The sequence below is a fragment of the Pseudonocardia sp. DxW genome (genome assembly GCF_058448985.1).
In genome coordinates, this window is the sequence record NZ_JBZFLK010000031.1 from 1 (window position 1) to 26,632 (window position 26,632).

Genomic DNA, 26,632 nt, shown 5'->3' on the forward strand with positions numbered 1-26,632 from the left:
CTGCATGCCGAGCGCCCAGCTGCCGATCAGCCAGGCCACGCCGGTGATGACGACGACCCCGACGACGTTCACCCACGCTCCCGCGCGCGCCATCTGGCCGATGGTCACCGCGCCGGAGCCGAACACGATCGCGTTCGGCGGTGTGCCGACCGGCAGCATGAACGCACAGGTCGCCGCCATCGCCGCCGGGATCAGCAGGGTCGCCTCGTCGATCCCGATCCCGAGGGCAACCGCACCCAGCAGCGGGATGAAGGTGGCCGAGGTGGCCGTGTTGCTGGTGACCTCGGTCAGCAGCAACACGATGGAGACGACCGCGAACACCAGCAGCAGGGTCGGCAGCACGCCGAGCGCCCCCACCTGGCTGCCGATGAACTCGTCGAGCCCGCTCGCCGACACCGAGCCCGCGAGCGCGAGGCCACCACCGAACAGGACCAGGACGCCCCAGGGGAGCCCCTTCTGCGCGTCGTCCCAGACCAGCACCATCGGGTATCGGGCACGACCCTCGCCCGCCGGACCCGCCGGGACCAGGAAAAGCACGATGCCTGCGGCGATCGCGATGGCGGTGTCGTTGAGGTTCCCGAGCCACGGCAGCGCGGCGTCGACGGCGTCGAACTCGGAGAGCAGGGCGGGGACGATCCAGAGGAAGGCCGCGGCGCCGAACACCGCGAGCACACGCTTCTCCGCCGAGCTGATCGGTCCCATCTCGCGAAGCTGCTCGTCGATCATCTCCCGGCCGCCGGGGACCTCGGGCAGCGCGGTCCGGAACAGGAACTTCGTCAGGACCAGCCACACCGTGATCAGCAGGATCACGGTGACCGGGACGCCGATGAGCATCCACTGCAGGAACCCGATCTCGCGGTCGAACTCGTCGGCGAGGAAGGCGACGACCATCGCGTTCGGGATCGACCCGACGATGGTTCCCAGCCCGCCGATCGACGACGACCAGGCGACGGCCAGCATGAGGCTGATCCCGAACCGTCGGACGTCCCGGTTGTGGATGACCTCGGACACGGCGGACCCGGGGGTGAGCTGCTCTCCGCTGACCCGCTCGGCGACCAGCGCCAGCACCGACAGGGCGATGGGCAGCATCATCAGTGCGGTGGCGGTGTTGTTCACCCACATCGACAGGAAGCCGCAGGCGATCATGACGCCGAGCACGATCCGGTCCGGGGTGGTGCCGACCGCGCGCAGTGTGAGCAGCGCGATCCGCCGGTGCAGGTTCCACTTCTGCATCGCGATCGCGATGAGGAAGCCACCGAGGAACAGGAAGACGATGGGATCGCCGTAGCGGGCCGCGGCGTCGGACACGGTCACGATGCCGAACGCCGGGAAGGCGACGATCGGGATCAGGGCGGTGGCCGGGAGGGGCAGCGCCTCGCTGACCCACCAGGTTGCCATGAGCACGCCGATCGCGGCGACGACGCGGGCGTCGGGCGCGATGGTCCCGGACAGGCCGAGTGCCAGCCAGGTCAGCCCGGCCAGCGCGAGGCCGAGGGCCCGCAGGCCCCACACCACTGCGGGTGCCCGACCGGTACCGGGCTCGCCTGGTGGACCGGATTCCAGCCGCTGCTCAGAGGTCGTCTCGGTGGGCATCCATGTCCTCTCTCCGCACCCCGGTCGGGGCGAGCTGGGGGGCGGGCGCGGTGCATCCCCGACCGGTGGACGGTGGCACCCCTCGCCGATCAGAACTGCAGGCCGAGCGCCCAGCCGCCGAGCAAGAAGGCGAACAGGGTGATGAGCAGGACGCCCACGATGTTCAGCCAGACCCCGCCACGGGCCATCTGCCCGATCGTGACGACCCCCGAGCCGAACACGATGGCGTTCGGAGGTGTCCCCACGGGGAGCATGAACGCGCACGTCGCCGCGAGAGCGGCCGGGATCAGCAGGGTCATCGAATCGGCCCCGATGCCGATCGCGACCCCACCGAGGACCGGGATGAAGGTGGCCGCCGTGGCGGTGTTGGAGGTGACCTCGGTCAGCAGCAGCACGATCGCGACCACCGCTCCGACGAGGAGCAGGATCGGAAGCACCCCGAGCCCGGCCACGCTGGTGCCGATGAACTCGTCCAGTCCGCTCGCCGAGACCGCGCCGGCCAGTGCGAGACCGCCACCGAACAGGAGCAGGACGCCCCAGGGCAGCCCCTTCTGCGCGTCGTCCCACACCAGCAGCATGCGGTAGCGGCGGGGCGGGCCCCCCTGCGCAGCGGGCTCCGGGGAGGTGCCGGCCTCTCCGGGCGGTGTGCTGCCGGCCGGCATCAGGAACAGCACGATCCCGGCGAGGATGGCGATCGCGGTGTCGTTGAACTCGCCGAGCCACGGGAGTGCGTTCTCGATGACGTCGAACTCGGTGAGCAGGCCCGGCACGATCCAGAGGAAGGCGGCGCCGGCGAACACACCGAGCACCCGCTTCTCGGCCGCGCTGGCCGGGCCCATCTCGTGCAGCTGCTCGTCGATCATCTCCCGGCCGCCCGGGATCTCGGTCAGGTCGGTCCGGAACAGGAAACGGGTGATCAGGTACCAGGCGATCGCCACGAAGACGATGACGATCGGGACGCCGAGCTGCATCCAGCCGAGGAAGCTGATCTCGCGCTCCAGCTCGTCCTGGACGTATCCGGCGACGATCGCGTTCGGCGGGCTGCCGAGCAGCGTGCCGAGTCCACCGATGGACGACGCCCACGCGATCGACAGCACCAGGCCGATGCCGAAGATCTGCACCGACGGGTTGCGGATGGTCTCGCTCAGCGGTGCGCCGCGTCGGACGGCGTCGTCCGCGCCTCCGGCGCGTTCGGCGACGAGGGCCAGCACCGAGAGTGCGATCGGCAGCATCATCAGGGTGGTCGCGGTGTTCGACACCCACATCGACAGGAACGCGGTGGAGATCATCATGCCGAGCACGATGCGGGTCGGCGTCGTGCCGACCGCACGGAGCGTGAGCAGGGCGATCCGCCGGTGCAGATGCCACTTCTGCATCGCGATCGCGATGAGGAAGCCGCCGAGGAACAGGAAGACGATGGGGTCGCCGTAGCGGGCGCCGACGTCGGACACGGGCAGGACCCCGAAGGCGGGGAACAGCACGAGCGGGAGGAGTGCGGTCGCCGATAGCGGGATGGCCTCGGTCACCCACCACGTCGCCATGAGCACGCCGATCGCGGCGACCGTGCGGGCGTCCGGGTCCAGGGTCTCGGCCAGCCCGAGCAGGAGCCAGGTCAGCAGGCTCAGCCCGAGCCCCAGGGCGCGGAAACCCCAGGTGCGGCCGGGGGAGCGCCTGTCGGCAGCGGTCGCACCTCCGGTACCGGCAGGTGGATCGTCACCGGAGATCCGGTCCTGTTCGGTCTCCGGATCACGTGCATCGGAGTCGGTCGTCGCCATGCTGATGCCCCCTCGCTGCAGCTGAGCCACGGACCGTCCGCGCGCGGCGTGCCGGGAACCTACCTGATCGGGACAGCCTGTTCGCTACACACGGTATGCCGGAAACCTCCGGTGGGGACGACGCGGGTGAGCCGGTCCGGGAGCTCGGCGACCGGCATCCCGCGCCCCAGCGCCCGCCCACCCCATCTCCGGCAGCGCGTCGAGGGGTACACGGGTGTCGCCGAGACCGGCCTCGACAGCCCTCAAGTGCCGCTCGAGCTGTCCGACGGTGGGTCGGGGGAGGAGTTCGGTCAGGGGACGCGGCGGAGAGATCCGTGCAAACGTCGGGCAGCACCCCCTACGACGCACCGGAGCCCCGGTCCGCATCACGCGGACCGGGGCTCCCGGGGTGCGGTGGAACTCAGGCGGCGCGCAGGACGCCCTGGATCTCCAGGTTGACGCCCACCTTCTCGCTCACCACGACACCGCCGCCCTCCATCGGCAGCGAGATGTCGACGCCGAAGTCGGAGCGCTTGATCATGGTGCTGGCGCTGAAGCCGGCGCGGGTGCCGCCGTAGGCGTCCGGCCCGATGCCGACGACCTCGAGGTCCAGCTCGACCGGCTTGGTCACACCCTTGATGGTGAGGTCACCGGTCAGGACGTACTCGTCGTCCTTGGCGACGATCCCGGTCGAGGTGAACGACCAGGTGGGGTACTTCTCGACCTCGAAGAAGTCGGCCGACCGGATGTGCCCGTCGCGCTGCTCGTTGCCGGTGCTGATGGAGGTGGCGTCGATGGTCGCGGTCACGGTCGAGTCCTCCAGCTGCTCGCCGGTGACGATCTCGCCGGAGACGTCGCCGAACCGCCCCTTGACCTTGCTGACCATCATGTGACGGACACTGAACGAGACGTCGCTGTGCACGGGGTCGATGTCCCAGGTGCCTGCGACGTAGTTGGGGATGCTGGTCATGGGGAACGCCTCCGATGTGGTGGGGTACTTCAGACTCTTAGTTGAACTCTCACTTGTTGAGAGTGATACTAGAACCAACAAGATGAGCGCTCAACAATTCCGGAGGGTGACGTGGAGCACGCGCGCTGGCTCGACGACGACGAGCAGCGGACCTGGCGGTCGTTCCTGGCCGCCCAGCGTCTGGTGCTGGACCGCGTCGAACGTCGCCTGCAGTCGAACGCGGGGATGCCGCAGGCGTACTACGAGATCCTGGTGCGGCTCTCCGAGGCGCCCGGGCGGACCCTGCGGATGAGCGTGCTCGCCGAGTCGGCGTGGTCCTCGCGCAGCCGGCTGTCGCACGCGGTCGCCCGGATGGAGGAGGCCGGCTGGGTGGTCCGCCGGTCCTGTCCCACCGACCGTCGCGGCCAGCTCGCCGAGCTGACCGACGAGGGGTTCGAGGTGCTCCGCAACGCGGCGCCCGATCACGTCGAGAGCGTGCGGGAGGCCGTCTTCGACGGGCTCACCGCGGCGCAGCAGGCCGGGCTCCGGGAGGCCTGCGAAACCCTCGTCGAGTACCTGTCCGGAACCGGGCAGTGGCCGGTGACCCGTGACGCAGGACCGGACGGCCCCGGCTCGGCCCGAGCGTCCTAGGCTGGGCGCATGCCTCATTTCGACGTCGTCGTGCTCGGAGCCGGACCCGGTGGATACGTGGCGGCCATTCGTGCCGCCCAGCTCGGCCGCAGTGTGGCGGTGATCGAGGAGAAGTACTGGGGCGGCGTGTGCCTGAACGTCGGCTGCATCCCGTCGAAGGCGCTGCTGCGCAACGCCGAGATCGCGCACATCGTCACCAAGGAGCAGAAGACCTTCGGGCTCTCCGGCGACGTGACGCTGGACTTCGGCGCCGCCTTCGACCGCAGCCGCACCGTCGCGGACGGCCGGGTCAAGGGCGTGCACTTCCTGATGAAGAAGAACAAGATCACAGAGATCGACGGCTTCGGCCGGTTCACCGGGCCGGGCGAGATCGAGGTCGACCTCACGAAGGGCGGCTCGGAGACCGTCACCTACGACGACGTGATCATCGCCTCCGGTTCCACGGTCAAGCTGCTGCCGGGCACCGAGCTGTCCGAGCGGGTGGTGACCTACGAGGAGCAGATCCTCACCCGCGAGCTCCCGGAGAGCGTCGTCATCGCCGGTGCCGGCGCGATCGGTGTCGAGTTCGCCTACGTGCTGGCCAACTACGGCGTCGACGTCACCATCGTCGAGTACCTGGACCGGCTGCTCCCGCTGGAGGACGCCGACGTGTCCAAGGAGCTGCTCAAGCGCTACAAGAAGCTGGGCGTGACCGTCCGCACGTCGACCAAGGTGGAGTCGATCGCCGACGACGGCAAGGGCGTCACGGTCACCGTCTCCGACGCCAAGGGCACCCACGAGCTGCGCGCCGACAAGGTCGTGCAGGCCATCGGCTTCGCCCCCCGGGTGGACGGCTTCGGCCTCGACAAGCTGGGCGTGGAGCTGACCGAGCGCGGCGCGATCGCGATCGACGACCGGATGCGGACCAACGTCGAGCACGTCTACGCGATCGGCGACGTCACCGCGAAGCTGATGCTCGCGCACGTCGCCGAGGCCCAGGGCATCGTGGCCTCGGAGACCCTGGCCGGGGCCGAGACCCAGGAGCTCGACTACAAGATGATGCCGCGGGCGACCTTCTGCTCGCCGCAGGTCGCCAGCTTCGGCTACACCCAGGCCGAGGCCGAGCAGCTGGCCGACGAGAAGGGCTGGAAGGTCAAGGTCGCCCAGTTCCCGTACACCGCGAACGGCAAGGCGCAGGGCATGGCCGAGCCGAACGGCTTCGTCAAGCTGATCTCCGACGACACCCACGGCGAGCTGCTCGGCGGGCACATCATCGGTGCCGAGGCCACCGAGCTGCTGCCCGAGCTGACGCTGGCCCAGAAGTGGGACCTGACCGTCCACGAGATGGCCCGCAACGTGCACGCCCACCCGACCCTGTCGGAGGGCCTGCAGGAGGCGATCCACGGCCTGGCCGGCCACATGATCAACCTCTGACACCGCCGTCACACGGCCGTCGGGCCCGTACCCCGCCCGGGGTGCGGGCCCGACGTGTGCGGTGCGGGGGTGCGGCCGGTGTCAGTCGGTGGGCCGGCCGGGCTCGCGCCCGGCGGAGTGCTCGCGGCGCGTCGACGGGCGCTGCGCGTCGCGCTTCTTCTCCTGGCGCTCCGCGGCGAGGGCGGCCTCCACCGCGGCCTGCACGGCGGCGGTGTTCACGTCGGGATCGATCAGCCGGGCGGCGGCGAGCGAGCGGGCCGAGACCGAGATGCTGACCATGCGGGACTCCAGAGTGTTGCGTGGGGTACTGGCGGCGGGTGCCGGTGCGGACCGGGAGGCCCCACGCTGGGCCCTCCCCGTCGTGTCGTCGCGCGACCCGCCGGGTGTTAACCGATCCAGTGCCCGGTGTGGGTGATCTGCATTACCCGTCGGTAAACGGGCAGGCGGGGGACACTATCCGACGGCGTCGTCGAGCCATCGGCGGGTGACCACGCGGCCGTCGGGCGCCCAGGGGTAGGCCGGTGAGTCGAGCCGGGACCGCAGCTCGTCGAGCGTCCACCAGCCGCCCTCGGCGACCTCGGCGGGCTGGTGCACCACCGGACCGTCGCAGAACGCCTGGTAGGCGTGGATGTGCGCGCGCAGCCCGTGCGGGCCGGTCCCGGGGCCGGTGTCCACCTCGAGCGCCGCGGCGTCGAAGGCCATCACGAACAGCGGCTGCAGGGCGACCCCGGTGACGCCGAGCTCCTCGGCCAGCTCTCGGGCCGCACCGGTCCCGGGGTCCTCACCGGTGCCGAGCACGCCGCCCGCCCAGCTGTCCCAGCGCCCCGGCATGGTCATCTTCGAGTCGGTGCGGCGGTGCACGTAGATCCGCGCGCCGTCGGTGCTGCGCAGCGCGACGGCGGTGCTGGCGTGCCACAGCGACCGGGCGTAGACCTCGCCCCGCTCGGCGACGCCGGTCGGCCTGCCGTCGGCGTCGAGCACCGTCAGACGCTCGCGTGCGGGGTCGGTCACGCCCGCGATGATCGGACAGTGGCCGATGCCGCCGCGCGGCGGGGTCGCGCCGGGCTCGGTGACGGTTAGGCTCGGGTAATGCAGTCTCGCGCAGGGAGCCGGTCGTGACGGCGCGGCGGATCATGGGCACCGAGGTCGAGTACGGCATCGCGGTGCCCGGCGACCCGACCGCCAACCCGGTGGTGACCTCCACCCAGGTGGTGCTCGCCTACGCCGCGGCCGCGGACGTGCCGCGCAACCGGCGGGCCCGCTGGGACTACGAGGTCGAGTCGCCGCTGCGCGACGCCCGCGGCTTCGACCTGTCGTCGCCGTCGCTGGCGCCGCAGCTCGACACCGACCTCGACGACCTCGGCGCGGCCAACGTCATCCTGACCAACGGCGCCCGCTTCTACGTCGACCACGCCCATCCCGAGTTCTCCACCCCTGAGGTGCTGACCCCGCGCGACATCGTGATCTGGGACAAGGCCGGCGAGCGGATCATGCTGGAGGCCGCGAACCGGGCGGCGACCGTGCCGGGCGCGCCCCGGATGCAGCTCTACAAGAACAACGTCGACGGCAAGGGCGCGAGCTACGGCTCGCACGAGAACTACCTGATGGCCCGCAGCACGACGTTCCCGTCGATCGTCACCGGGCTCACCCCGTTCTTCGTGTCCCGCCAGGTGGTCTGCGGCTCCGGCAGGGTCGGGCTGGGCCAGCAGGGCGACGATCCGGGCTACCAGCTGGCGCAGCGCGCGGACTACATCGAGGTCGAGGTCGGCCTGGAGACCACCCTCAAGCGTGGCATCATCAACACCCGCGACGAGCCGCACGCCGACGCCGACAAGTACCGCAGGCTGCACGTCATCATCGGCGACGCGAACCTCTCCGAGGTCGCCACCCTGCTCAAGGTCGGCACCACGGCACTGGTGCTCGACATGATCGAGCACGGCCGGTCGTTCGAGGACCTGCGGCTGGCCGAGCCGGTGAAGTCGGTCTCCCGGATCAGCCACGACCCCAGCCTGCGGCAGACCGTGCCGCTGGCCGACGGCCGGCAGCTGACCGGGCTGAACCTGCAGGAGGAGTACCTGACCCGGGCGGTCGCCCATCTGGAGCAGACCGTCGGGAACGACCGGGCCGGCTGGGACCCGGACACCCGTGAGGTCGTCGAGGAGTGGGAGTCGGTGCTCACCGACCTGGCCCGGGACCCGATGCTCACCGCGGACCGCCTGGACTGGACGGCGAAGCTCAAGCTGCTCGAGGCCTACCGCGAGCGGGACGGCCTGACCTGGGCGTCCGGCCGGCTCGGCATGGTGGACCTGCAGTACTCCGACGTCCGGCTGGCCAAGGGCCTGTACAACCGGCTGGTGACCCGGGGGTCGATGCGCAGGCTGGTCTCCGAGGAGCAGGTGATGGCGGCGATGACCGAGCCGCCGGAGGACACCCGCGCGTACTTCCGGGGTACCTGCATGAGCCGCTACCCGGTCGAGGTTGCCGCCGCGTCCTGGGACTCGGTGATCTTCGACCTGGGCCGCGAGTCGCTGGTGCGGATCCCGACGCTGGAGCCGCTGCGGGGCACCCGCAAGCACGTGGGGGAGCTGTTCGAGGCAGTGTCCAGCGCCGAGGAGCTGGTGGACAAGCTCACAGCCCACTGAAGCGGCACCGGCCCGGCACCGGCGACCCACCACCGCGCAACAGGCGATTTTGTCGGTGCCGATCGGTAGGGTGAGTACGTACCGGATGTGCTCCGGTGCGCTCCGGTGGTGGCCACCGGTCGCACCGGTCGGGTCCGGTGGGTCTCGAGTGACTCAGCGCGAGGAGGAGACGTCATGTCGCAGGAGCAGACGAAGCGCCAGGGCGGTGGCGACGGCGACGACGAGTCCGCCGAGGGTGCCTCCGGATCCGGGCAGGAGCGCCGCGAGAAGCTCGGCGAGGACGTGGACACCATCCTCGACGAGATCGACGACGTCCTGGAGGAGAACGCGGAGGACTTCGTCCGGTCCTACGTCCAGAAGGGCGGCGAGTGACCCGATCGCGCCGCGCCGGCTGACCGGCGTCGCGCGGGCGCCAGGTCCGTTCCCGTACTACCGTCCCGGCCGGGTCCGCACCAGCGGGCCCGGCCGTGCCGGAGGCCCCGCCGCCCGGCGGCGCGTCCGGCGCACGCAGCTCGAACGAGAGGCACGTACCCGAAGATGGAGTTCCGGCCGTCGGTCACACCCGGGATCGTGCCCGGGCACCACACAGGTCAGCTCGGCACCTTCCTCACCGGATCCGAGTCGTTCACGGATTTCGTCGGGGCCACAGCACCGCACCTGCTGCCGGGCGCCGGGATCGCGGCCTCGCCGGCGCACGGCGGGAACGCCGCCGACACGCTCGGCGTGCCGCACGGCACCACGATCATCGCCCTCACCTACTCCGGCGGCGTCGTCATCGCCGGTGACCGGCGGGCCACCAGCGGCAACATGATCGCCCAGCGGGACATCGAGAAGGTCTTCGTCACCGACGAGCACTCGGCCGTCGGCATCGCCGGCTCGGCCGGGATCGCCGTGGAGATGGTCCGGCTGTTCAGCGTCGACCTGGAGAACTACGAGAAGCTCGAGGGCGTGCCGCTCTCGCTGGACGGCAAGGCGAACCGGCTTGCCGGGATGGTCCGGCAGAACCTCGGCGCGGCGATGCAGGGCTTCGTCGTGGTCCCGCTGTTCGCCGGGTACGACACCGACATCGCCGACCCGGCCCGGGCGGGCCGCATCGTGACCTTCGACCCCACCGGCGGCCGGTACGACGAGAACCTCGGCTTCCACGCGGTCGGTTCCGGCTCGGTCTTCGCGAAGTCGTCGCTGAAGAAGCTGCACGACCCGGCCGCGGACCTCGCCGGCGCGGTGCGGACGGCGATCGAGGCGCTCTACGACGCGGCCGACGACGACACCGCCACCGGCGGGCCGGACACCGTCCGCCGGATCTACCCGGTCGTCGTCGGGATCGACGCCGACGGAGCGGTCCGCCGCGGCGAGGACGAGATCGCCGCCGTCGTCGAGCAGGTGATCGCCGGGCGCCGGGAGCGTCCCGGCGGACCTTCCCGCTGACCGACGTCCGCCGCCGCCCGCACCGTACGAGCCACTGGAGCGCTCCCCATGACGATGCCGTTCTACTCCTCCGTCGACCAGCTGCTGCGCGACCGCTCGGAGCTCGCCCGCAAGGGCATCGCCCGCGGTCGCAGCGTGGTCGTGCTCACCTATGCCGGCGGCGTGCTGTTCGTCGCCGAGAACCGCGGCACCTCGCTGCGGAAGGTCTCCGAGATCTACGACCGGATCGGCTTCGCCGCGGTCGGCCGGTACAACGAGTTCGAGAACCTGCGCACCGGTGGCATCCGGATGGCCGACTACCGCGGCTTCACCTACGACCGGCGGGACGTGACCGGCCGGATGCTGGCGAACGCCTACGCGCAGGCGGTCGGCACCGCGTTCGTCGAGCAGCAGAAGCCGTTCGAGGTCGAGCTGTGCGTCGCCGAGGTCGGCGAGCGCCCGGACGGCGACCAGCTCTACCGGATCACCTACGACGGCTCGATCACCGACGAGCCGCGATTCGTGGTGATGGGCGGCCAGACCGAGCCGATCTCGACGAAGCTGGGCGAGACCTACCAAGCAGGCCTGGAGCTGGAGGCGGCGATCGCGGTCGCGCTCGGCGGCCTGCAGGTGCCGGGCGCCGATCCGGCGTCGGGCGGCAACGGCAGCAACGCCCAGCCCCGGGTGCTCGGGGCGGACGCGCTCGAGGTCGCCGTCCTCGACCGGACCCGGGCCCGCCGCACCTTCCGCCGGATCGACCGGGACGCGCTGGCCGGGCTGCTGCCCGCCGCCAACCGCGGGACCGCGGAGCCGGAGCCGGGTGTCGCCGGCGGTGACGACGCCGCGGCCGCCGAGGGCGCCCTGGACGACGGCGGCGACTCCTGACCCGGTTCTCCGCCACCACCGAGTCCGAGGCGGTCGTCACCGCGGACCGGACGGCGGTGTGGCGGGTGCTGACCGATCCGCGGCTGCTGCCGAAGCTCACCCCGCTGCTGAGCCGGATCGACGCCACCGAGGACGACGAGGGCACCTGGTGGCGCTGGCACATGGTGCAGCTCGCCGTCCTCGGCGTCGGGATCAAGCCGGTGTTCACCGAGCGGATGACCTTCACCGAGGGCAAGCGGATCGAGTTCACGCACGTCCCGCCGCCGGGTGTCACCGAGTGGGCGGGCGCGGAGGGCCATTACGCGCTCACCGACGCCGAGCCGGACGCCGACGGGACGCCCGCCACGCACCTGGAGATCGCCCTCACCCTGGACGTCGCCCTGCCGCTGTCCCGGCTGGCGGCGCCGGTCGTGACCCGGACGATGCGCGCGACCATGGACATGACCGGCGACCGGTTCTCGGCGAACCTGCTGCGGCACCTGGATGCGCGGGAGCGCTGACCGCGCGGGCTCAGCGCTCGGCCGCCGGCCGCGAGCCGGGATCGGCCAGGAACTGGATGCGCTCGGTCACCGGGTTGTGCCGGGTGTTCTGGAACGCGGCGATCCGCCACCGCTCACCGTCCCGGACGACGGTGTAGGCCTGCACCTTGCCGGGCACCCGTGGCGGCGTGTCCTCGCAGGTGTCGCCCCGGGAGGACACGACCGCCACGTCGGGATGCACGAACCGCACCGACAGGTAGGAGCTCGTGAGCCGGGTCCCGGAGAGCACCCCTCGAGCAACGCCCGGTGCCCCTCCACGATGTCCGCCCGGCCGGCGTAGTGCGTGCCGACCCAGCCGGTGTAGGTGGCGTCGGCGGTGACGGCCGCGCCGTAGGCGTCGGCGGCCTCCCATGCCTCGGTGAGCGAGCCGAGCGCCGCGCACACCAGCTCGTGGTCGGCGCTGCCGGCGACGGCGGATCCGGTCACCGGGGCAGCCGCGCAGTCCGGCGTCCCGATGACGGCGGGCGTGGACGTCGCGGAGACTCAGAGGTACCCGCCTGCGCCCAGGGCGGCGACGGCCGCGACGGCGATCGCGGCGCGGCGCAGCCGGCGCCGTCCGGCCCCGGGGCCTGCCCCCGGACGGCGACTCGGCACCGGGGTGGCCGGTCCCGGCGCCGGTCCTGCGGTCCGCGGCGGTGTCGGTCATGATGCCTCCAAAGCGTGTGCGAGGCGCCGTCGTCCGGTTCCACCTGCAGGCGGCCGAGCGGTCCGGCCTCGGGCCGACCGACTACCAGGCGGCGAGCCTGCTAAAGCTGGACGGCCCGACCACCACCGGCGCCCTCGGCGGGCGCCTCGGCCTGACCGCGGGCTCCGCGACCCGGGTGGTGGACCGCCTGGTGGCGGCGGGACTGGCCCGGCGGATCGCCGACCCGGGCGACCGACGGCGGGTGCTGGTCGAGCACACCGGGGTGCTGCCGGACGGGCTGGCCGGGCTGCTGGACCGGGTCCGGGCGCCGCTCGGTGAGCTGATGGCCGGACTCACCGGGCCGGAGCGGGCCGGCGTCGCCCGGTACCTGGCGGTGGCCGAACGTGCGTACCGCGAGGAGCTCGACGAACCCGGTCCACCCCTGGAATGATTGAACGAGCAACTACGTTGGGGCGGTGCATGAGCGACTACGTTTTCGGACTGGACACCTTCGGCGACGTCCCGACGGACGACGGGGGCGCGCTGCTCTCGCATCCCCGGGCCATCCGGCAGGTGGTCGACGAGGTGGTGCTGGCCGACGGGGCCGGTGTCGACGTCGTCGCACTGGGGGAGCACCACCGCCCCGAGTACTCGATCTCCACCCCGGAGACGGTGCTCGCCGGGATCGCCACCCGCACCTCCCGGATCCGGCTGTCCTCCGGTGTGACGGTGCTGAGCTCCGACGACCCGGTGCGGGTCTACCAGCGGTTCGCCACCCTGGACGCGCTCTCCGACGGCCGGGCCGAGGTGATCGTCGGTCGCGGCTCGTTCACCGAGTCGTTCCCGCTGTTCGGCTACGACATGGGCGACTACGAGGTGCTGTTCGACGAGAAGCTGGACCTGTTCGTCAAGCTCCTCGAGGAGAAGCCGGTCAGCTGGCAGGGCAGCACCCGGGCCGCGCTGGACGGCGTCGAGGTGTTCCCGAAGGCGGGCCGCCGGATCCCGGTCTGGGTCGGCGTCGGCGGCTCCCCGGAGTCGGTCGTCCGCACCGCCCACCACGACCTCGGTCTCATGCTCGCCATCATCGGCGGCCCGCCCCAGCGGTTCGCCGCCTACGTCGACCTCTACCACCGGGCCGTCGAGCAGTTCGGGAACCAGCCGCACCCGGTCGGGATGCACGCGCCGGGCTTCATCGCCGACACCGACGAGGAGGCCCGGGAGATCTTCTACGCGCCGTACAAGGCGCAGATGGACCTGATCGGCGCCCAGCGCGGCTGGCCGCCGATGGAACGGTCGCGGTTCGACGCCGAGATCGAGCAGGGTGCGCTGCACGTGGGCTCCCCGGAGACGGTCGCCCGCAAGATCGCCGACTCGGTGCGCGCGGTCGGCGCCCGGCGCTTCGACCTGATCTACACCGTCGGGCCGCAGCCGGTGTCGGCGCGGCTCAAGGCGGTCGAGCTCTACGGCACCCGGGTCATCCCGATGGTGCGGGAGCTGCTGGCCTGATTCCCGGTGCCGCGCGGTCCGTCCCGGTCCCGGGTCCCGGGTCCCGGGCGGCGGCCACCGCGCGCCCGGCGGCGGCCCGCAGCGCCGCGCCGAGCGCGCGCAACGGCGGCAGCGCGGCGTCCTGCTCGCGGGTCGCCAGCACCAGCGACCGCCCGATCGCCGGGGTGCAGGACAGGAACCGCACCCCGTCCGGCGGCGGGGTGACCGCCACCCCGGGCACCACGGCGACCGCCAGCCCGGCCCGCACCAGGGCGAGCTGGGTGGCGAAGTCGGCGAACAGGTAGCGGATCTCGGGCTCGACGTCGTTCGCCCGCAGCAGCTGCACCAGCGCCTCGTACGGCTCGGTGCCGGCCGGGCTGGACGCCCACACCTCACCGGCCAGCTCACCCAGCGGGGCCGGGTCGCGCTCGGCGACCCGGTGCCCCTCCGGGACGGCGAGCAGCACCGGCTCGGTGACCAGCGTCGTCACCCGGACCCCCGGCGGCAGCCGGGCCGGCCGGTGCGTCCAGCTCTCCAGGAGCACGGCGTCGAGATCGCGGGAGCGCAGCGCGGGCAGCAGATCGACCACCTCGCCGTCGTGCACGGTGGGCACCAGCCGGGGATGCTCGGCCGCCAGCGCGCCCAGCACCTCGGGGAACAGCGCCCGCAGCGCGGAGGCGACCGAGCCGATCCGCAGCGGCCCGGCCACCTCGTCCTGCAGTGCGGCAAGGTCGCGCTCGGCGTCGGCGACGGCCCCGGCGATCGCCGCGGCGTGCCCGGCGAGAACGTGCCCGGCCGCGGTCAGCCGGATGCCGCGGCCGTCCGGTTCGACCAGCCGGGTGCCCGCCTCGCGTTCGAGCCTGCGCAGCTGCTGGGTGACGGCCGGGCCGGTGATGTGCAGCGCGGCCGCCGCCCCGCCGACCGAACCGTGCTCGGCGACGGCGGCGAAGACCCGCAACCGGTCCCAGGTAATCACGTAGCCATTCTAATCAGTGCACCACACAAACAGTCATTAGCGCTTCGTGGTCTTGCTGGGGACGCTGGATCACGTGACCGCTCCCGCCGCTTCCCCCACCTCCCCGCCCACGCCGACCGACCCGCGGGCCGTCGGCGCGCTGCTCGCCGGGGCCGCGGTGCTCGCGTGGACCGGGATCCTGGTCGCGCTGACCGGGGCCGACCCGGCGACCGCGTCGTTCTGGCGGTGCGTGCTCGCGCTGGTGGTGCTGGTGCCGTGGGCCCTGGCCGAGTACCGCAGGCACGGCCCGGTGACGGTCGCCGCGGCCGGCTGGGCGCTGCTGTCCGGGGTGCTGCTGGGGGCCGACTTCCTGCTGTGGACCCGGGCAGTGCTCGACGCCGGGTCCGGGATCGCCAACGTCGTGCTCAACGTACAGGTGCTGGCCCTGCCGCTGATCGCCTTCCTGGTCGCGGGGGAGCGGATGGCGCGCACCCAGTTGCTCGCCGCGCCGGTGCTGCTCGGCGGGATCCTGCTGGCCGGCGGGGTGCTCGGCGCCGGGGCGGGCGGACCGGCCCCGGTCCGCGGTGCGGTGCTCGGCACGCTCGCCGGGATCGCCTACGCCGGGTTCCTGTACCTGAACCGGCAGGTGTCCCGCCGGAACCCGCGGCACCTGGTCACCCCGGTCGCGCTGGCCACCCTCGGTGCGGCGGTGACCTGCGGGCTCGTGGGCGTCGGGGGCGCCGGGATCGCGTTCGACCTGCCCGCCGCGAGCTGGGCCTGGCTGATCCTGCTGGCGCTGGCCGGGCAGGTGGTGGCCTGGGTGCTGATCGGGCGGGGGACCGCCGGGATGGCGCCGGGCACGGCCGGGGCGCTGCTGCTGGTGCACCCGGTGCTGTCGGTGCTGCTGGGCATGCTGGTGCTCGACGAGCGCCCGACCGCCTGGCAGCTCGCCGGCTGTGTGCTGGTGGTGGTCACGGTCGCCGCGGTGGCCCGACCGGCCCGACCGGCCCGAACTGCCCGGCCGCGGGCCACGCGTACCGCGATCCCGGCCTCGTCGGGCTGACCGGCCGGCTCACAGCTCGATGCGCTGCTCTCCGGTGTAGACGTTGCCGGTGTCGCCGCGCAGGAACCCGACCAGGGTCACGCCGGCCTCGTCGGCCAGCTCGACGGCCAGCGACGACGGCGCGGACACCGCGGCCAGCACGGGCACCCCGGCCATCACGGCCTTCTGGATCAGCTCGAACGACGCCCGCCCGGAGACCATCAGCACCGTCCCCGCGGCGGGCACCCGGCCGTCCATCAGCATCCGGCCGAGCACCTTGTCGACCGCGTTGTGCCGGCCCACGTCCTCCCGGGCCACCAGCAGCTCGCCGGTGGCGTCGAACAGCGCGGCGGCGTGCAGCCCGCCGGTGGAGCCGAACACCTTCTGCCGCTCGCGCAGCCGGTCCGGCAGCTCCAACAGCACGGCGCGGGGGAGCCGCAGCGGATCGGCAGCGGGCGAGTAGCGGGACTTGAGCTTCACCGCGTCCAGCGAGGCCTTGCCGCACACCCCGCACGACGACGTCGTGTAGAAGTTCCGTTCGAGCGACACGTCCGGCGGTTCGACGCCAGGTGCCAGGCCGACGTCGAGCACGTTGTAGGTGTTGCGGCCCTGCTCGTCGAGCGAGTCGCAGTAGCGTGCCGTCGACAGGTCGGCGCCGGACCCGATCACGCCCTCGGTGAGCAGGAAGCCGTGCGCGAGCTCGACGTCGTGCCCGGGGGTCCGCATGGTGACCGTCAGCGGCGAGCCGTCCACCCGGATCTCCAGCGGCTCCTCGGCCACCAGCGTGTCCGGGCGCCGGCGGGTGGTCCCGTCGGCGTTGAGCCGCAGTACCGGGCGCCGGACCGTCAACCGTCCCATCTCGTCCTCTCCCTCCGGTCGCGACGGGTCGGGCGGGTCGGGTCGCGGCCGGACCCCCAGGGTAGGAGCCCGGCCGTAGGATCGCCCGCGTGCGTGGCTACGGGGGGCGCCGGACAGCGGCCGGGATCGTCCTCGCCGGTGGCCGGTCCTCGCGGATGGGTGCGCCGAAGGCCGATCTCGACTGGCACGGTGCGGCGCTGCTGACCCGGACCGTCGCCGTGCTGTCGCGGGCGGTCGACGGCCCGCTGGTGGTGGTGCGTGCGGCCGGGCAGCCACTGCCGGAGCTGCCCGGCGGCACCGAGGTGCTCGACGACCCGGTGCCGGGCCTGGGGCCGCTCCCGGCGATCGGGACCGGGCTCGCCGCCGTCGCGGACCGGGTGGACGTCGCGTTCGTCGCCTCCACCGATCTGCCGCTGCTGCATCCGGCGTTCGCCGCGCGGGTGCTGGACCGGCTGGCCGGGCACGACGTCGCGCTGCCGGTCGCACACGGCCACCACCAGCCGCTCGCGGCCGGCTACCGGGCCGCGCTGGCCCCGGTGATCGCGGAGCTGACCGACGCCGGCGAGGGGCGGCCGCCGTCGCTGTTCGCCCGGGTCGGGGTGTGCCGGATCGACGAGGCGTCGCTGCGGTCCGATCCGGTGCTGGCCCGGCTCGATCCGGGGCTGGACTCGCTGGTCAACGTCAACACCCCGGAGGAGTACGCCGCCGCGCTGCGCCGGCCGGCGCCTGCGGTGAAGCTGCACGGGGCCGGCGGCACGACGACGGCACGGGCGGCGACGGCGGGTGCTCTCGGCGGGCCGGTCGTCGCGGTGGGGGAGACGGTGGCCCCGGCCGGGCCGCTGCCGGCCTGGTTCCCGCTCGTCACCGGCGACGAGCTGCGGATCGGATGACGGTGCGCCCGGGCCGGCGGCCCCGGGTGCCCCGTGATCCGGCGGCTCAGGTCGGGTCCGCGGCGCCGCCGGGGGTCCGGAGCACGGCCCGCAGGAACCCGGCCAGCGCGTGCCCGACGTGGTCGGCGACCGGTTCCCGGGGATCGAAGCCCCACCACAGCAGCGTGCCCTGCCAGTAGGTCGCGAGCATCCCGCCGATCCCCGGCGGGGCGCCGGACGTGCCGGCCAGGCAGCCGTCGAGCACCCGGGTGAGCGTGCCGCGCCAGACCGCGCCCCGGGCCCTCACCTCGGGATCGAGCAGGTCCTCGCGCAGGACCAGCAGGGCGTCGGCGTAGCTGTCGATCCCGCCGTACTGCTCCGACAGCCCGGACAGGAAGGCGATCGCGCCGTCCGGGGTCGGCTCGGCCGCGTCGCCGAGCTCGGCGGTGCGGTGCTCCAGCCGGTCCCAGGCGTGCAGCAGCGCCCGGCGCAGCAGGCCGGCCTTGGTCCCGAACCGTTGCACCAGGGTGGCCGGCGCCAGCCCGGCCGCCCCGGCCAGCGCGGCGAAGGTGAGCGCCTGCGGGCCGCGCGCGTGCAGGAGGTCCAGCGCGTGGTCGAGGACCTCGGTATCGGACATCAGCTTGTGGCGGGGCATGGCGCCATCGTATATATAAACGAGTATTCGGTTATGAAGGAGGGCACATGACACTCGCCGGGCGGGTCGCGCTGGTCGCCGGGGCGACCCGCGGAGCGGGGCGCGGGATCGCGGTCGAGCTGGGGGCGGCGGGGGCCACGGTGTACTGCACCGGCCGGACCACCCGCGCGCAACCGTCCGAGTACGGCAGGCCGGAGACGATCGAGGACACCGCCGACCTGGTCACCGCGGCCGGGGGCACCGGGATCGCGGTCCCCACCGACCATCTCGACCCGGCGGCGGTGGCCGCGCTGGTGGATCGCGTCGAACGCGACCACGGGCGGCTCGACGTGCTGGTCAACGACATCTGGGGCGGTGAGCTGATGGTGGAGTGGGACGTCCCGGTCTGGCGGCACGACCTCGCGAACGGCCTGCGGACGCTGCGCCTGGCGATCGAGACCCACCTGGTGACCGCGCACCACGCCCTGCGGCTGCTGTCGCGCACCCCGGGCGGGCTGGTCGTCGAGGTCACCGACGGCACGGCCGACTACAACGCGCAGAACTACCGGCTCAACGTCTACTACGACCTGGCCAAGGTCGCCCCGATCCGGCTGGCCCGCTCCTGGGCGCACGAGCTGCGCGGGTACGGCGGCACGGCCGTCGCCGTCACCCCGGGGTGGCTGCGGTCGGAGCTCATGCTGGAGCACTTCGGCGTCACCGAGGACACCTGGCGGGACGCCCTGGAGCGGGAGCCGCACTTCGCGATCTCGGAGACGCCGCGGTTCGTCGGCCGGGGGATCGCGGCCCTGGCCGCGGATCCGGACCGGCACCGGTGGAACGGGCGCTCCACGTCGTCCGGTGAGCTCGGGCGCGAGTACGGCGTGGACGACCTGGACGGGTCCCGGCCGGACGCGTGGCGGTACGTGGTCCAGGTGCAGGACGCGGGACTGCCCGCGGACACCACCGGGTACCGGTGAGCGCGGTCAGCCCCGGTCGCGGCGCCTCAGCAGCTGCGGGGCGGCGAGCGCCGCGGCCGCGAGCACCGCCACCCCCGCGCAGAACCCGATGCCCGCGGTCCGCAGGTCCCACACCTGGCTCGCCGCGCCCAGCCCGATGATCGGCGCCGGGATCGCGACGTAGAGCACCACGAAGTAGGCCGACGTCATCCCGGCCCGCTGCCGGGGGTCCACCCGGGCGTTCACCGCGGCCAGCCCGGTGGCGAACGTCATGCCCTGCCCGGCGCCGGCGACCAGCGCCCCGGCGACCAGCTCGGCCATCGAGCCCTGCGCGACCGACAGCGCGACCAGGCCGGCGCCGAGGACGAGCAGGACGCACCCGGCGTCGAGCGTCCGCTCCGTGGCGCGGGCGCGGGCGCGGACGACGACCTGCGCGACGACCGACGAGCCCAGCATCAGCAGCGGCATCAGGCCGGCGACCGCGTGGTCCCGGTGCCCGATGATCTCGGGACGATTCGCGGGGACAGCGCCGTGAACAGGCCGATCGTCGCGAACCCGGCGATCCCGGCCGTCGCCGAGATCGCGAACACCGCCCGGGCCGGGGCCGGGACCGTGAGCGCCCGGGGCGCAGCACCGGGTGCGCCGGACGGTCGCGGACCGTCTCCGGTGCGGCGAGCACCAGCAGCCCGCAGAGCGCGACGGCGACGGCGTGCACCGCGAAGGCCAGGTGCAGCGGTGCCGGGAGGTACTGGACGGCGAGCCCGGCCAGTGCCGCGCCGAGCCCGAGGCCGCCGATGTTCGCGACGGTCGCGACCGCCGGGCCGCGGTCCCGCCACCCGGGCGGGGCGGCCTCGATCACGGCCGCGGTCGCGGCACCGGCGTAGATGCCGGTGGTCCCGATCATGACCACGGCGAAGGTAGTCGCGAGCCCCGCGAACGCGGCGGACGGTCTCGGGCGGACGATGATCGGGGCCTTCCGGGGGCGTGGGTTGCAGGATGCAGCGGTCATGATCCTCGTCCGGTTCCGCCGTCGCCGCCCGGCGGCCCCGCCCGGCCGCATCCGGAACGCTCCGTCAGCGTGGCGGACGACGCCCACCGGCCGGGCCGGTCAGGGCCTGCGGCGCAGCACGTGCAGGTCCACCCCGTCCGGCAGCGGCCGGGTCCGCACGATCCACCGGTCCTTGTTCTCCGCCAGCCATCGGGGCGTCTCCGGCCGCCCGGGATCGGTCAGCCACACCGCGGCCCGCCTGCTGGTCACCCGGGGCAGCAGGGCGGTGAGCGCCGCCGCGGCGGCCGCGCCGTAGAGCACGTCGGAGGCGAGCACCAGGTCCCAGCGGGTGGCGTCGAGTACCGGGTCCCGGCCGTCGAACGAGGCGGCCGCGGTCTCCACCCGCAGCCCGGACCGGCGCGCGTTCGCGGCGGCCCAGGCGACCGCCGCGGGTGACCGGTCGGTCGCGACCACCGGCACCGCGCCGGCCCGGGCGGCGACCAGCGACGGCAGCCCGAGGCCGCAGCCCAGCTCCAGCACCCGGCGCCCGCCCAGCCGGGACGGGCCGGCCCGGTCGACGGTCGTCGCGAGTGCCACGGCGGAGGGCCACAACCGGGCCCAGTGCGGCGGGTGCAGCTCCTCGACGCCCTCGGCGACGGTGACGGCGTCGAACCCGACCGCGTCCGGGTCGGCCGGGCGGAGCAGGGTCAGCGGCCCGCGGGGGAGGGCGATCCGCTCCAGCACGCCCGGCCCGGTCGGTCCCTGCGGCCCGGGCGACGGTGGTGTCGTGCCCTCAGATCCCGGCACGGTGCGTCCAGCGACCCCCGACCAGCGTCCCGGCGACCGGCATCGCCCGCAGCGTCGCCGGGTCGCACGAGGTCGGGTCCGCGTCGGTGAGCACGAGATCGGCGCGGGCGCCCTCGGTCACGGCCGCGACCGAACCGGGCATCACCCCGAAGGACGCGCCGAGCGCGGTGGCCCGGCCGATCTCCTGCTCGGGATGCCAGCGGTCCCGCCCGTCGGCCGACCGGTGCACTGCCGCGGCCAGCGCGACCCACGGGTCGAGCGGGGCGACCGGGGCGTCCGACCCGAGTGCCAGCCGGGCGCCCGCCCGGTGCAGCGAGGCGAACGCGAACGCCCGCCCGGTGCGGCCGGCCCACAGCCGGTCGGCGACGTCCCGGTCGTCCAGCGCGTGCTCCGGCTGCACGCTGGCGACCAGGCCGAGCGCGGCGAACCGGGGCACGTCGTCGTCGGTGAGCAGCTGGGCGTGCTCGATCCGGCCGTGCGCACCGGTGCCCGCGAACGCGTCCAGCACCAGGGTGTTCGCGTGGTCCCCGATCGCGTGCAGGGCGGCGGTGAGACCCGCCGCGTGCGCCCGGGACAGCAGCGGGAGCAGCTCCTCGGGCGGCACGACCAGCAGGCCGCACGGATGGTCGAGGACCACCCCGGGCGGCGCCGGATAGGGGTCGTAGCAGTAGGCGGTGCGGGTGTTCAGCGACCCGTCGGTGATCACCTTCAGCGGTCCGGCGGTCAGCAGCCCGCCGGTGCCGTCGACGACGTCGCCGGAGCGCAGACCGGTCGCGATCATCGCGTCCAGCCGGTCCGGCCAGACCGACGCCTCGACCCGCAGCCCGGTCACGCCGGCGTCGATCCGCCGCTGCCAGTCCGGCAGCGACCAGGGGGCCTCGAAGTCCACGACGCCGACCACCCCGCGGGCCGACGCCGCCCGCGCGGCCTCGGCGACGAAGCCGTCGAGCACGTCGGCCGGCACGTCCTGCAGGGCGACGGTGACCTCGAAGAACTCGGACTCGCGGATCCGGCCGGTCGGATGGCCGGGATGCCCGAACCGGGCCGCCGCGGCGCCGTTGAGCCAGCCCTGGTGCAGGTCGCCGGAGACCAGCACGACCGGGACGTCACCGGCCGCGGTCCGGGACACGGCGTCGAGCAGCGAGCGGTGCGCCTCGTCGGGCCACAGCGCGTCCCGGAAGCCGAAGCCGACCAGGACCTCGCCGGGCGCCGGCGGGTCCGTGGCGATCCGGTCGGCGACCAGCGCGGCGCACCGGGCGGCCGACCGGGCCCCGGACAGGTCGAGCCGGCGCCGGGCCAGCGACCACTGCGCCATGTGCACGTGGTGGTCCCACAGCCCGGGCAGGAGCGCGCGGCCGTCGCACTCGACGGTCTCGATCCCGGTCCCGGCCGGTTCGAGCCCGCGCCCGACCGCGGCCACCCGGTGCCCGGACAGCAGCACGTCCACCGGCTCGCCGAGGCCGTCGCAACCGGGCAGCAGCGGGCGGACCGACCGCAGCAGCAACGGCGTCATCCCTGGTAGGGGCGGTCGCGGCCGGTCCAGCGGTCCTCGTCGCGCCGGTAGACCGGGATGGGCCGCTCGGCGACCCGGAACGTGTAGCGGCCGGCCTCCTCGACCACCTCGCCGTCGGTCGCCAGCATGCTCGGCTCGAGCAGCTCCACGTCCAGGCGCGGCACCTCGCGCTGGTGGTAGACCCGGCTGTGGCCGAGCGCGCCCAGGATCAGCGCCAGCACCACCCGCAGCCGGGAGAACCGCACGTCGGCGCGCAGCCAGCGGATGTCCAACAGGCCCGAGTCCAGCGTCGGCCGCCAGGCCGGCACGGCACCGCGCGGGTGGTAGGGGCCGTTGCCGACGAACAGGAACCACACCTTGTACCAGCGGTCGTCGATCTTCACGCTGATCTTCTCCGAGCGCCGCAGCACCGTGATCAGCGCCGCCGCGAAGGCCGGCCACTTGCCGTAGCGCGGCTGCCACTGCTCGCGCAGCCGCACCAGCTCCGGGTAGGAGCCGATCGAGGCGGTGTTGATGAAGTAGCGGGTCCGGGTGACCGAGGCGTCCTCCGGATCGTCCAGCCGACCCGGGTGCGCCTCGACGAGTGCCAGGTCGACGGCGACCGCCTCACCGGCCTGGGTCGCGTCCACCGCCTCCTGGGTGTCGTAGACGCCGACGTCACGGGCGAAGTGGTTCAGCGTGCCGCCCGGGACGACGACCAGCGGCAGCCCGTACCGGTCGGCCACCGCCGCGGCGGTCGCCACCGTGCCGTCCCCGCCGGCCACGCCGACCGCGCGCACCCACTGCCCGCGCTGCGCGATCGCGTCCTCCAGCATGTCCTCGACCTTCACCCCGTCACCGACGACGAGATGGTGCGCGGCGGGCAGCCGCTGCCGGACCTCGTCGGAGACGTCGTGGTCGGGCGGCCCGGAGAACGGGTTGGACACGATGACCAGGCCGTCGCCGTGCGGCAGCACCGGCACCGTGTCGATCGGCCGGGCCCGCGCCTCGTCGCTCGGCCGGACCGGCCACCAGCGGCGGGTCAGCTGCGCGACGCCGGTCCCGACGGCGGCGCCGGCCAGCACGTCGGAGGTCCAGTGCACCCCGACGTGCACCCGCGACCAGCCGACCAGCGCGGCCAGCGGCACCACCACCGGCGCGGCCCGCCGGTGCTCCAGCACCACCGCGGTGGCGAACGCGGCGGCCGACGCCGCGTGCCCGGACGGGAACGACGACGACGACGGCGGGTCGCTCACCGTCCGGTACACCGGGAGCCCGGCCGCGGCCGGCCGGCGCCGGGGCAGCAGCGGCTTGAGGACCGCGTTCGCGGTGAGGCTGGTCAGCGCGATCGACGCGACGCCGCGCAGCGCCGCCTTGCGACTCGCCCCGCGCCGTGCCGCGAGGATCCCGGCCACCGCGAACCACAGCAGGCTGTGATCGGCCGACCGGGTGAGACGGCGCAGCGTGGTGTCCACCCGGCTCGGCGGGCGGCTCGCGATGAAATCGGTGATGCCCTGGTCGACCTGCGAGACCGTCGCGATACCCCCGTCCACCCGGCGGGACCGACGTGCGACGCGCTCGAACCATCCGCTCACAACACTGACAGTAGAGGGGGTCGGGCGCCTACCCTGAACGGCATGCAGCGTCGGATCTTCGGGATCGAGACGGAGTTCGGTGTCACGTGCACCTTCCACGGGCAGCGCCGTCTGTCCCCGGACGAGGTGGCCCGCTACCTGTTCCGGCGGGTCGTGTCGTGGGGCCGTTCCTCCAACGTCTTCCTCCGCAACGGTGCCCGTCTGTACCTCGACGTCGGTTCCCATCCCGAGTACGCCACCGCCGAGTGCGACTCGCTGACCCAGCTCGTCGCGCACGACAAGGCGGGCGAACGCATCCTCGAGGACCTCCTGGTCGACGCCGAGCGCCGGCTGGTCGACGAGGGCATCGGCGGTGACATCTACCTGTTCAAGAACAACACCGACTCGGCCGGCAACTCCTACGGCTGCCACGAGAACTACCTGGTCGCCCGGCAGGGCGAGTTCTCCCGGATCGCCGACGTGCTGCTGCCGTTCCTGGTCACCCGGCAGCTGATCTGCGGCGCCGGGAAGGTGCTGCAGACCCCGCGCGGCGCGGTGTACTGCCTGTCCCAGCGGGCCGAGCACATCTGGGAGGGCGTCTCCTCGGCGACCACCCGGTCCCGCCCGATCATCAACACCCGCGACGAGCCGCACGCCGACGCCGAGCGCTACCGCAGGCTGCACGTCATCGTCGGCGACTCGAACATGTCCGAGGTCACGACCCTGCTCAAGGTGGGATCGGCGACCCTGGTGCTGGAGATGATCGAGGCGGGCGTCCAGTTCCGGGACTTCACCCTGGACAACCCGATCCGGGCGATCCGGGAGATCAGCCACGACCTGACCGGCCGCCGCCCGGTCCGGATGGCCGGCGGCCGGGAGGCCAGCGCGCTGGACATCCAGCGCGAGTACCACGCCCGCGCCGTCGAGTACCTGCAGAGCCGCGGGCACGAGGACAAGGTGATGGAGCGGGTCGTCGAGCTCTGGGGCCGCACGCTGGACGCGGTCGAGCAGCAGGACCTCTCGCTGATCGACCGCGAGATCGACTGGGCGATCAAGCACCGGCTGGTCGAGCGGTACCGCAACAAGCACGACATGGAGCTGTCCAGCGCCCGGATCGCCCAGCTCGACCTGGCCTACCACGACGTGCGGCGCGGCCGCGGGCTGTTCGACATGCTCCAGCGCAAGGACCTGGTGGACCGGGTGACCGACGACGGCGAGATCGAGGCCGCCAAGGACACCCCGCCGCAGTCCACCCGGGCCAAGCTGCGCGGCGACTTCATCGCCGCCGCCCAGGCCGCCGGCCGCGACTTCACCGTCGACTGGGTGCACCTGAAGCTCAACGACCAGGCCCAGCGGACCGTGCTGTGCAAGGACCCGTTCCGGGCCGTCGACGAGCGGGTGGACCGGCTCATCGCCTCGCTGTAGCCGCGCTGCGGGTGGCCGCCGCGGCGGCCACCCGCAGCAGGGTTCAGGACTGGATGCTGTCCGGCTGGGCGACCCGCCCGAAGCGGGACTCGGACGGATCGGCGAACACGTGCAGGCCGAACCGGCGGGACAGCTCACGGCAGACGGCCACGCCGCGCACCGAGTTGCCGTGCCGGTCCAGCCCGGGGGAGTAGACGCCCAGGCCGAAGTACCGCGGCAGGGTCCCCATGATCCCGCCGGACACCCCGCTCTTCGCCGGGATGCCGACGTCGTGCGCCCACTCGCCGGCGGCGTCGTACATGCCGCACATGCTCATCACGCTGATCACCGTGCGCAGGTGCTCGCGGTGCAGCGCCGTCTCGCCGGTCAGCGGGTTGACGCCGCCGTTGGCCAGGGTCGCCGCCATCACCGACAGCTCCGGCGTGGTGACCGTGATCGAGCAGGCCGACAGGTAGACGAACAGGTTGTCGTCGATGTCGCCGTGCAGCATGCCGAGGCTGCGCATCAGGTAGGACAGGCCGAGGTTGCGGTCGTTGGAGACCAGCTGCTCGTCCAGGATCTGCTGGTCGACGACGAGTTCCGGGTTGCCCGTGTAGGCCCGGTAGCGCTCCAGCAGCCGCTCGACCCGCTCCTCCTTCGACGACCCCTTGACCAGGTTCGCCGCGACCAGCGCGCCCGCGTTGATCATGGGGTTGAACGGGCGGTTGTGCACGTCGTCGAAGGTGATGGAGTTGAACGGGTCCCCGGAGGGCTCGACGCCGACCGCGTCGAGGGTGGCGTCCAGGCCGTTGTCCTCCAGGGCCAGCCCGTAGGTGAACACCTTGGAGATCGAGTGCAGCGGGAACCGGATGTCGCAGTCGCCGACCCGCCACTGGGTGCCGTCGACGTTGGTCCCGGCGAGCCCGAACTCGTCGGCGCGGGCCTCCATCTCGGCCGGGTAGTAGCTGACGACCTCCTCACCGGGCAGCAGGCTCCCCCGGCCCGCGGTGCAGGTGTTGCGCAGGTCCTCGAGCTGCTCCTGGACCAGCTCGCGTTCCTTCTGGGCGACCATGTCGTCCCTCCCCGTCGACGATGTGGACCACCGCAACG

Annotated in this window: 27 protein-coding genes; 13 read left to right on the forward strand and 14 right to left on the reverse strand. The window is 73.3% G+C overall.

What is annotated here, in order from left to right; genetic code table 11:
* The 3 genes from ACVJO7_RS30585 to ACVJO7_RS30595 form a co-directional block, all read right to left on the reverse strand.
* On the reverse strand, nucleotides 1–1,593 hold a 1,593-nt coding region (locus tag ACVJO7_RS30585; RefSeq protein ID WP_491675842.1), incomplete at its 3' end, for an SLC13 family permease.
* Between the two features lie 89 nt (nucleotides 1,594–1,682).
* On the reverse strand, nucleotides 1,683–3,368 hold the full coding sequence (locus ACVJO7_RS30590; protein ID WP_491675843.1) for an SLC13 family permease: 1,686 nt from the start codon (nucleotides 3,366–3,368) through the stop codon (nucleotides 1,683–1,685).
* 400 nt (nucleotides 3,369–3,768) lie between these two features.
* Nucleotides 3,769–4,317: a YceI family protein gene (locus ACVJO7_RS30595; protein WP_491675844.1), complete on the reverse strand. Its 549-nt coding sequence runs from the start codon at nucleotides 4,315–4,317 to the stop codon at nucleotides 3,769–3,771.
* 111 nt (nucleotides 4,318–4,428) lie between these two features.
* Here ACVJO7_RS30595 and ACVJO7_RS30600 point away from each other — a divergent pair, with 111 nt between their 5' ends.
* Both ACVJO7_RS30600 and lpdA read left to right on the forward strand, forming a co-directional pair.
* Complete coding sequence (locus ACVJO7_RS30600) at nucleotides 4,429–4,947, forward strand: MarR family winged helix-turn-helix transcriptional regulator (RefSeq protein ID WP_491675845.1); 519 nt, start codon at nucleotides 4,429–4,431, stop codon at nucleotides 4,945–4,947.
* 9 nt (nucleotides 4,948–4,956) lie between these two features.
* Complete coding sequence (gene lpdA / locus ACVJO7_RS30605; RefSeq protein WP_491675846.1) at nucleotides 4,957–6,360, forward strand: dihydrolipoyl dehydrogenase; 1,404 nt, start codon at nucleotides 4,957–4,959, stop codon at nucleotides 6,358–6,360.
* An 81-nt stretch (nucleotides 6,361–6,441) separates the two neighbouring features.
* On the opposite strand, the gene ACVJO7_RS30610 is transcribed toward lpdA, so the two are convergent.
* Entirely contained in the window at nucleotides 6,442–6,639 is a 198-nt protein-coding gene (locus ACVJO7_RS30610; protein ID WP_344017483.1) for a hypothetical protein, read from the reverse strand.
* 174 nt (nucleotides 6,640–6,813) lie between these two features.
* A complete protein-coding gene (locus ACVJO7_RS30615) occupies nucleotides 6,814–7,371 on the reverse strand; it encodes an NUDIX hydrolase (protein WP_491675847.1) in 558 nt (185 codons plus the stop codon).
* Nucleotides 7,372–7,493: 122 nt separating this feature from the next.
* On the opposite strand from ACVJO7_RS30615, the gene dop reads away from it, so the two are divergent.
* The 5 genes from dop to ACVJO7_RS30640 all read left to right on the forward strand — a co-directional run bounded on the left by dop (nucleotide 7,494) and on the right by ACVJO7_RS30640 (nucleotide 11,794).
* Nucleotides 7,494–9,002, forward strand: a complete 1,509-nt coding sequence (gene dop / locus ACVJO7_RS30620; protein ID WP_344017992.1) for a depupylase/deamidase Dop — start codon at nucleotides 7,494–7,496, stop codon at nucleotides 9,000–9,002.
* A 174-nt stretch (nucleotides 9,003–9,176) separates the two neighbouring features.
* Nucleotides 9,177–9,374, forward strand: a complete 198-nt coding sequence (locus tag ACVJO7_RS30625) for a ubiquitin-like protein Pup (RefSeq protein WP_085912278.1) — start codon at nucleotides 9,177–9,179, stop codon at nucleotides 9,372–9,374.
* Between the two features lie 165 nt (nucleotides 9,375–9,539).
* The gene (gene prcB / locus ACVJO7_RS30630) at nucleotides 9,540–10,430 is read left to right on the forward strand and encodes a proteasome subunit beta (protein ID WP_344017486.1); all 891 of its coding nucleotides are present in this window, start codon (nucleotides 9,540–9,542) and stop codon (nucleotides 10,428–10,430) included.
* 48 nt (nucleotides 10,431–10,478) lie between these two features.
* Nucleotides 10,479–11,294: a proteasome subunit alpha gene (gene prcA, locus ACVJO7_RS30635; protein ID WP_491675848.1), complete on the forward strand. Its 816-nt coding sequence runs from the start codon at nucleotides 10,479–10,481 to the stop codon at nucleotides 11,292–11,294.
* Nucleotides 11,291–11,794, forward strand: a complete 504-nt coding sequence (locus tag ACVJO7_RS30640) for an SRPBCC family protein (RefSeq protein ID WP_491675875.1) — start codon at nucleotides 11,291–11,293, stop codon at nucleotides 11,792–11,794. Before prcA ends, ACVJO7_RS30640 begins: the two co-directional genes overlap by 4 nt.
* A gap of 10 nt (nucleotides 11,795–11,804) precedes the next feature.
* Here the strand turns inward: ACVJO7_RS30640 and ACVJO7_RS30645 are convergent, their stop codons facing one another.
* Nucleotides 11,805–12,062, reverse strand: a complete 258-nt coding sequence (locus ACVJO7_RS30645) for a nuclear transport factor 2 family protein (protein ID WP_491675849.1) — start codon at nucleotides 12,060–12,062, stop codon at nucleotides 11,805–11,807.
* 433 nt (nucleotides 12,063–12,495) lie between these two features.
* Here ACVJO7_RS30645 and ACVJO7_RS30650 point away from each other — a divergent pair, with 433 nt between their 5' ends.
* Both ACVJO7_RS30650 and ACVJO7_RS30655 read left to right on the forward strand, forming a co-directional pair.
* Nucleotides 12,496–12,909, forward strand: coding sequence for a MarR family winged helix-turn-helix transcriptional regulator (locus tag ACVJO7_RS30650; protein WP_491675850.1), 414 nt, complete (start codon nucleotides 12,496–12,498; stop codon nucleotides 12,907–12,909).
* Between the two features lie 29 nt (nucleotides 12,910–12,938).
* Nucleotides 12,939–13,964 carry an LLM class flavin-dependent oxidoreductase gene (locus tag ACVJO7_RS30655; RefSeq protein ID WP_491675851.1) on the forward strand — a complete coding sequence of 342 codons (1,026 nt, stop codon included), beginning with the start codon at nucleotides 12,939–12,941 and terminating at the stop codon, nucleotides 13,962–13,964.
* Here ACVJO7_RS30655 and ACVJO7_RS30660 read toward each other — a convergent pair.
* Entirely contained in the window at nucleotides 13,933–14,919 is a 987-nt protein-coding gene (locus tag ACVJO7_RS30660; protein WP_491675852.1) for a LysR family transcriptional regulator, read from the reverse strand. The two genes, ACVJO7_RS30655 and ACVJO7_RS30660, sit on opposite strands and share 32 nt — an antisense overlap.
* Before the next feature lie 73 nt (nucleotides 14,920–14,992).
* On the opposite strand from ACVJO7_RS30660, the gene ACVJO7_RS30665 reads away from it, so the two are divergent.
* On the forward strand, nucleotides 14,993–15,961 hold the full coding sequence (locus ACVJO7_RS30665; RefSeq protein ID WP_491675853.1) for a DMT family transporter: 969 nt from the start codon (nucleotides 14,993–14,995) through the stop codon (nucleotides 15,959–15,961).
* Nucleotides 15,962–15,970: 9 nt separating this feature from the next.
* Here ACVJO7_RS30665 and fdhD read toward each other — a convergent pair whose 3' ends face one another.
* Complete coding sequence (gene fdhD / locus ACVJO7_RS30670) at nucleotides 15,971–16,798, reverse strand: formate dehydrogenase accessory sulfurtransferase FdhD (protein ID WP_491675854.1); 828 nt, start codon at nucleotides 16,796–16,798, stop codon at nucleotides 15,971–15,973.
* Nucleotides 16,799–16,887: 89 nt separating this feature from the next.
* On the opposite strand from fdhD, the gene mobA reads away from it, so the two are divergent.
* Nucleotides 16,888–17,688: a molybdenum cofactor guanylyltransferase gene (mobA, locus tag ACVJO7_RS30675; RefSeq protein ID WP_491675855.1), complete on the forward strand. Its 801-nt coding sequence runs from the start codon at nucleotides 16,888–16,890 to the stop codon at nucleotides 17,686–17,688.
* 46 nt (nucleotides 17,689–17,734) lie between these two features.
* Here mobA and ACVJO7_RS30680 read toward each other — a convergent pair whose 3' ends face one another.
* The gene (locus ACVJO7_RS30680; protein ID WP_344017495.1) at nucleotides 17,735–18,322 is read right to left on the reverse strand and encodes a TetR family transcriptional regulator; all 588 of its coding nucleotides are present in this window, start codon (nucleotides 18,320–18,322) and stop codon (nucleotides 17,735–17,737) included.
* Between the two features lie 47 nt (nucleotides 18,323–18,369).
* Between ACVJO7_RS30680 and ACVJO7_RS30685 the strand changes: the two genes are divergently transcribed.
* Nucleotides 18,370–19,278: an SDR family oxidoreductase gene (locus ACVJO7_RS30685; protein WP_344017496.1), complete on the forward strand. Its 909-nt coding sequence runs from the start codon at nucleotides 18,370–18,372 to the stop codon at nucleotides 19,276–19,278.
* Nucleotides 19,279–19,284: 6 nt separating this feature from the next.
* Here the strand turns inward: ACVJO7_RS30685 and ACVJO7_RS30690 are convergent, their stop codons facing one another.
* From ACVJO7_RS30690 to ACVJO7_RS30705, 4 genes are all read right to left on the reverse strand, one after another.
* On the reverse strand, nucleotides 19,285–19,725 hold the full coding sequence (locus tag ACVJO7_RS30690) for a hypothetical protein (RefSeq protein WP_491675856.1): 441 nt from the start codon (nucleotides 19,723–19,725) through the stop codon (nucleotides 19,285–19,287).
* 640 nt (nucleotides 19,726–20,365) lie between these two features.
* Complete coding sequence (locus ACVJO7_RS30695) at nucleotides 20,366–21,052, reverse strand: class I SAM-dependent methyltransferase (RefSeq protein WP_491675857.1); 687 nt, start codon at nucleotides 21,050–21,052, stop codon at nucleotides 20,366–20,368.
* Nucleotides 21,039–22,565, reverse strand: coding sequence for an amidohydrolase (locus ACVJO7_RS30700; RefSeq protein WP_491675858.1), 1,527 nt, complete (start codon nucleotides 22,563–22,565; stop codon nucleotides 21,039–21,041). Before ACVJO7_RS30700 ends, ACVJO7_RS30695 begins: the two co-directional genes overlap by 14 nt.
* Nucleotides 22,562–24,139, reverse strand: a complete 1,578-nt coding sequence (locus ACVJO7_RS30705; protein ID WP_344017510.1) for a bifunctional phosphatase PAP2/diacylglycerol kinase family protein — start codon at nucleotides 24,137–24,139, stop codon at nucleotides 22,562–22,564. The genes ACVJO7_RS30700 and ACVJO7_RS30705 overlap by 4 nt, the downstream gene beginning before the upstream one ends.
* Before the next feature lie 42 nt (nucleotides 24,140–24,181).
* On the opposite strand from ACVJO7_RS30705, the gene pafA reads away from it, so the two are divergent.
* Nucleotides 24,182–25,543 carry a Pup--protein ligase gene (pafA, locus tag ACVJO7_RS30710; RefSeq protein ID WP_344017511.1) on the forward strand — a complete coding sequence of 454 codons (1,362 nt, stop codon included), beginning with the start codon at nucleotides 24,182–24,184 and terminating at the stop codon, nucleotides 25,541–25,543.
* Between the two features lie 43 nt (nucleotides 25,544–25,586).
* Here pafA and glsA read toward each other — a convergent pair whose 3' ends face one another.
* Nucleotides 25,587–26,594: a glutaminase A gene (gene glsA, locus ACVJO7_RS30715; protein WP_344017512.1), complete on the reverse strand. Its 1,008-nt coding sequence runs from the start codon at nucleotides 26,592–26,594 to the stop codon at nucleotides 25,587–25,589.
* Between the last annotated feature and the right edge of the window lie 38 nt (nucleotides 26,595–26,632).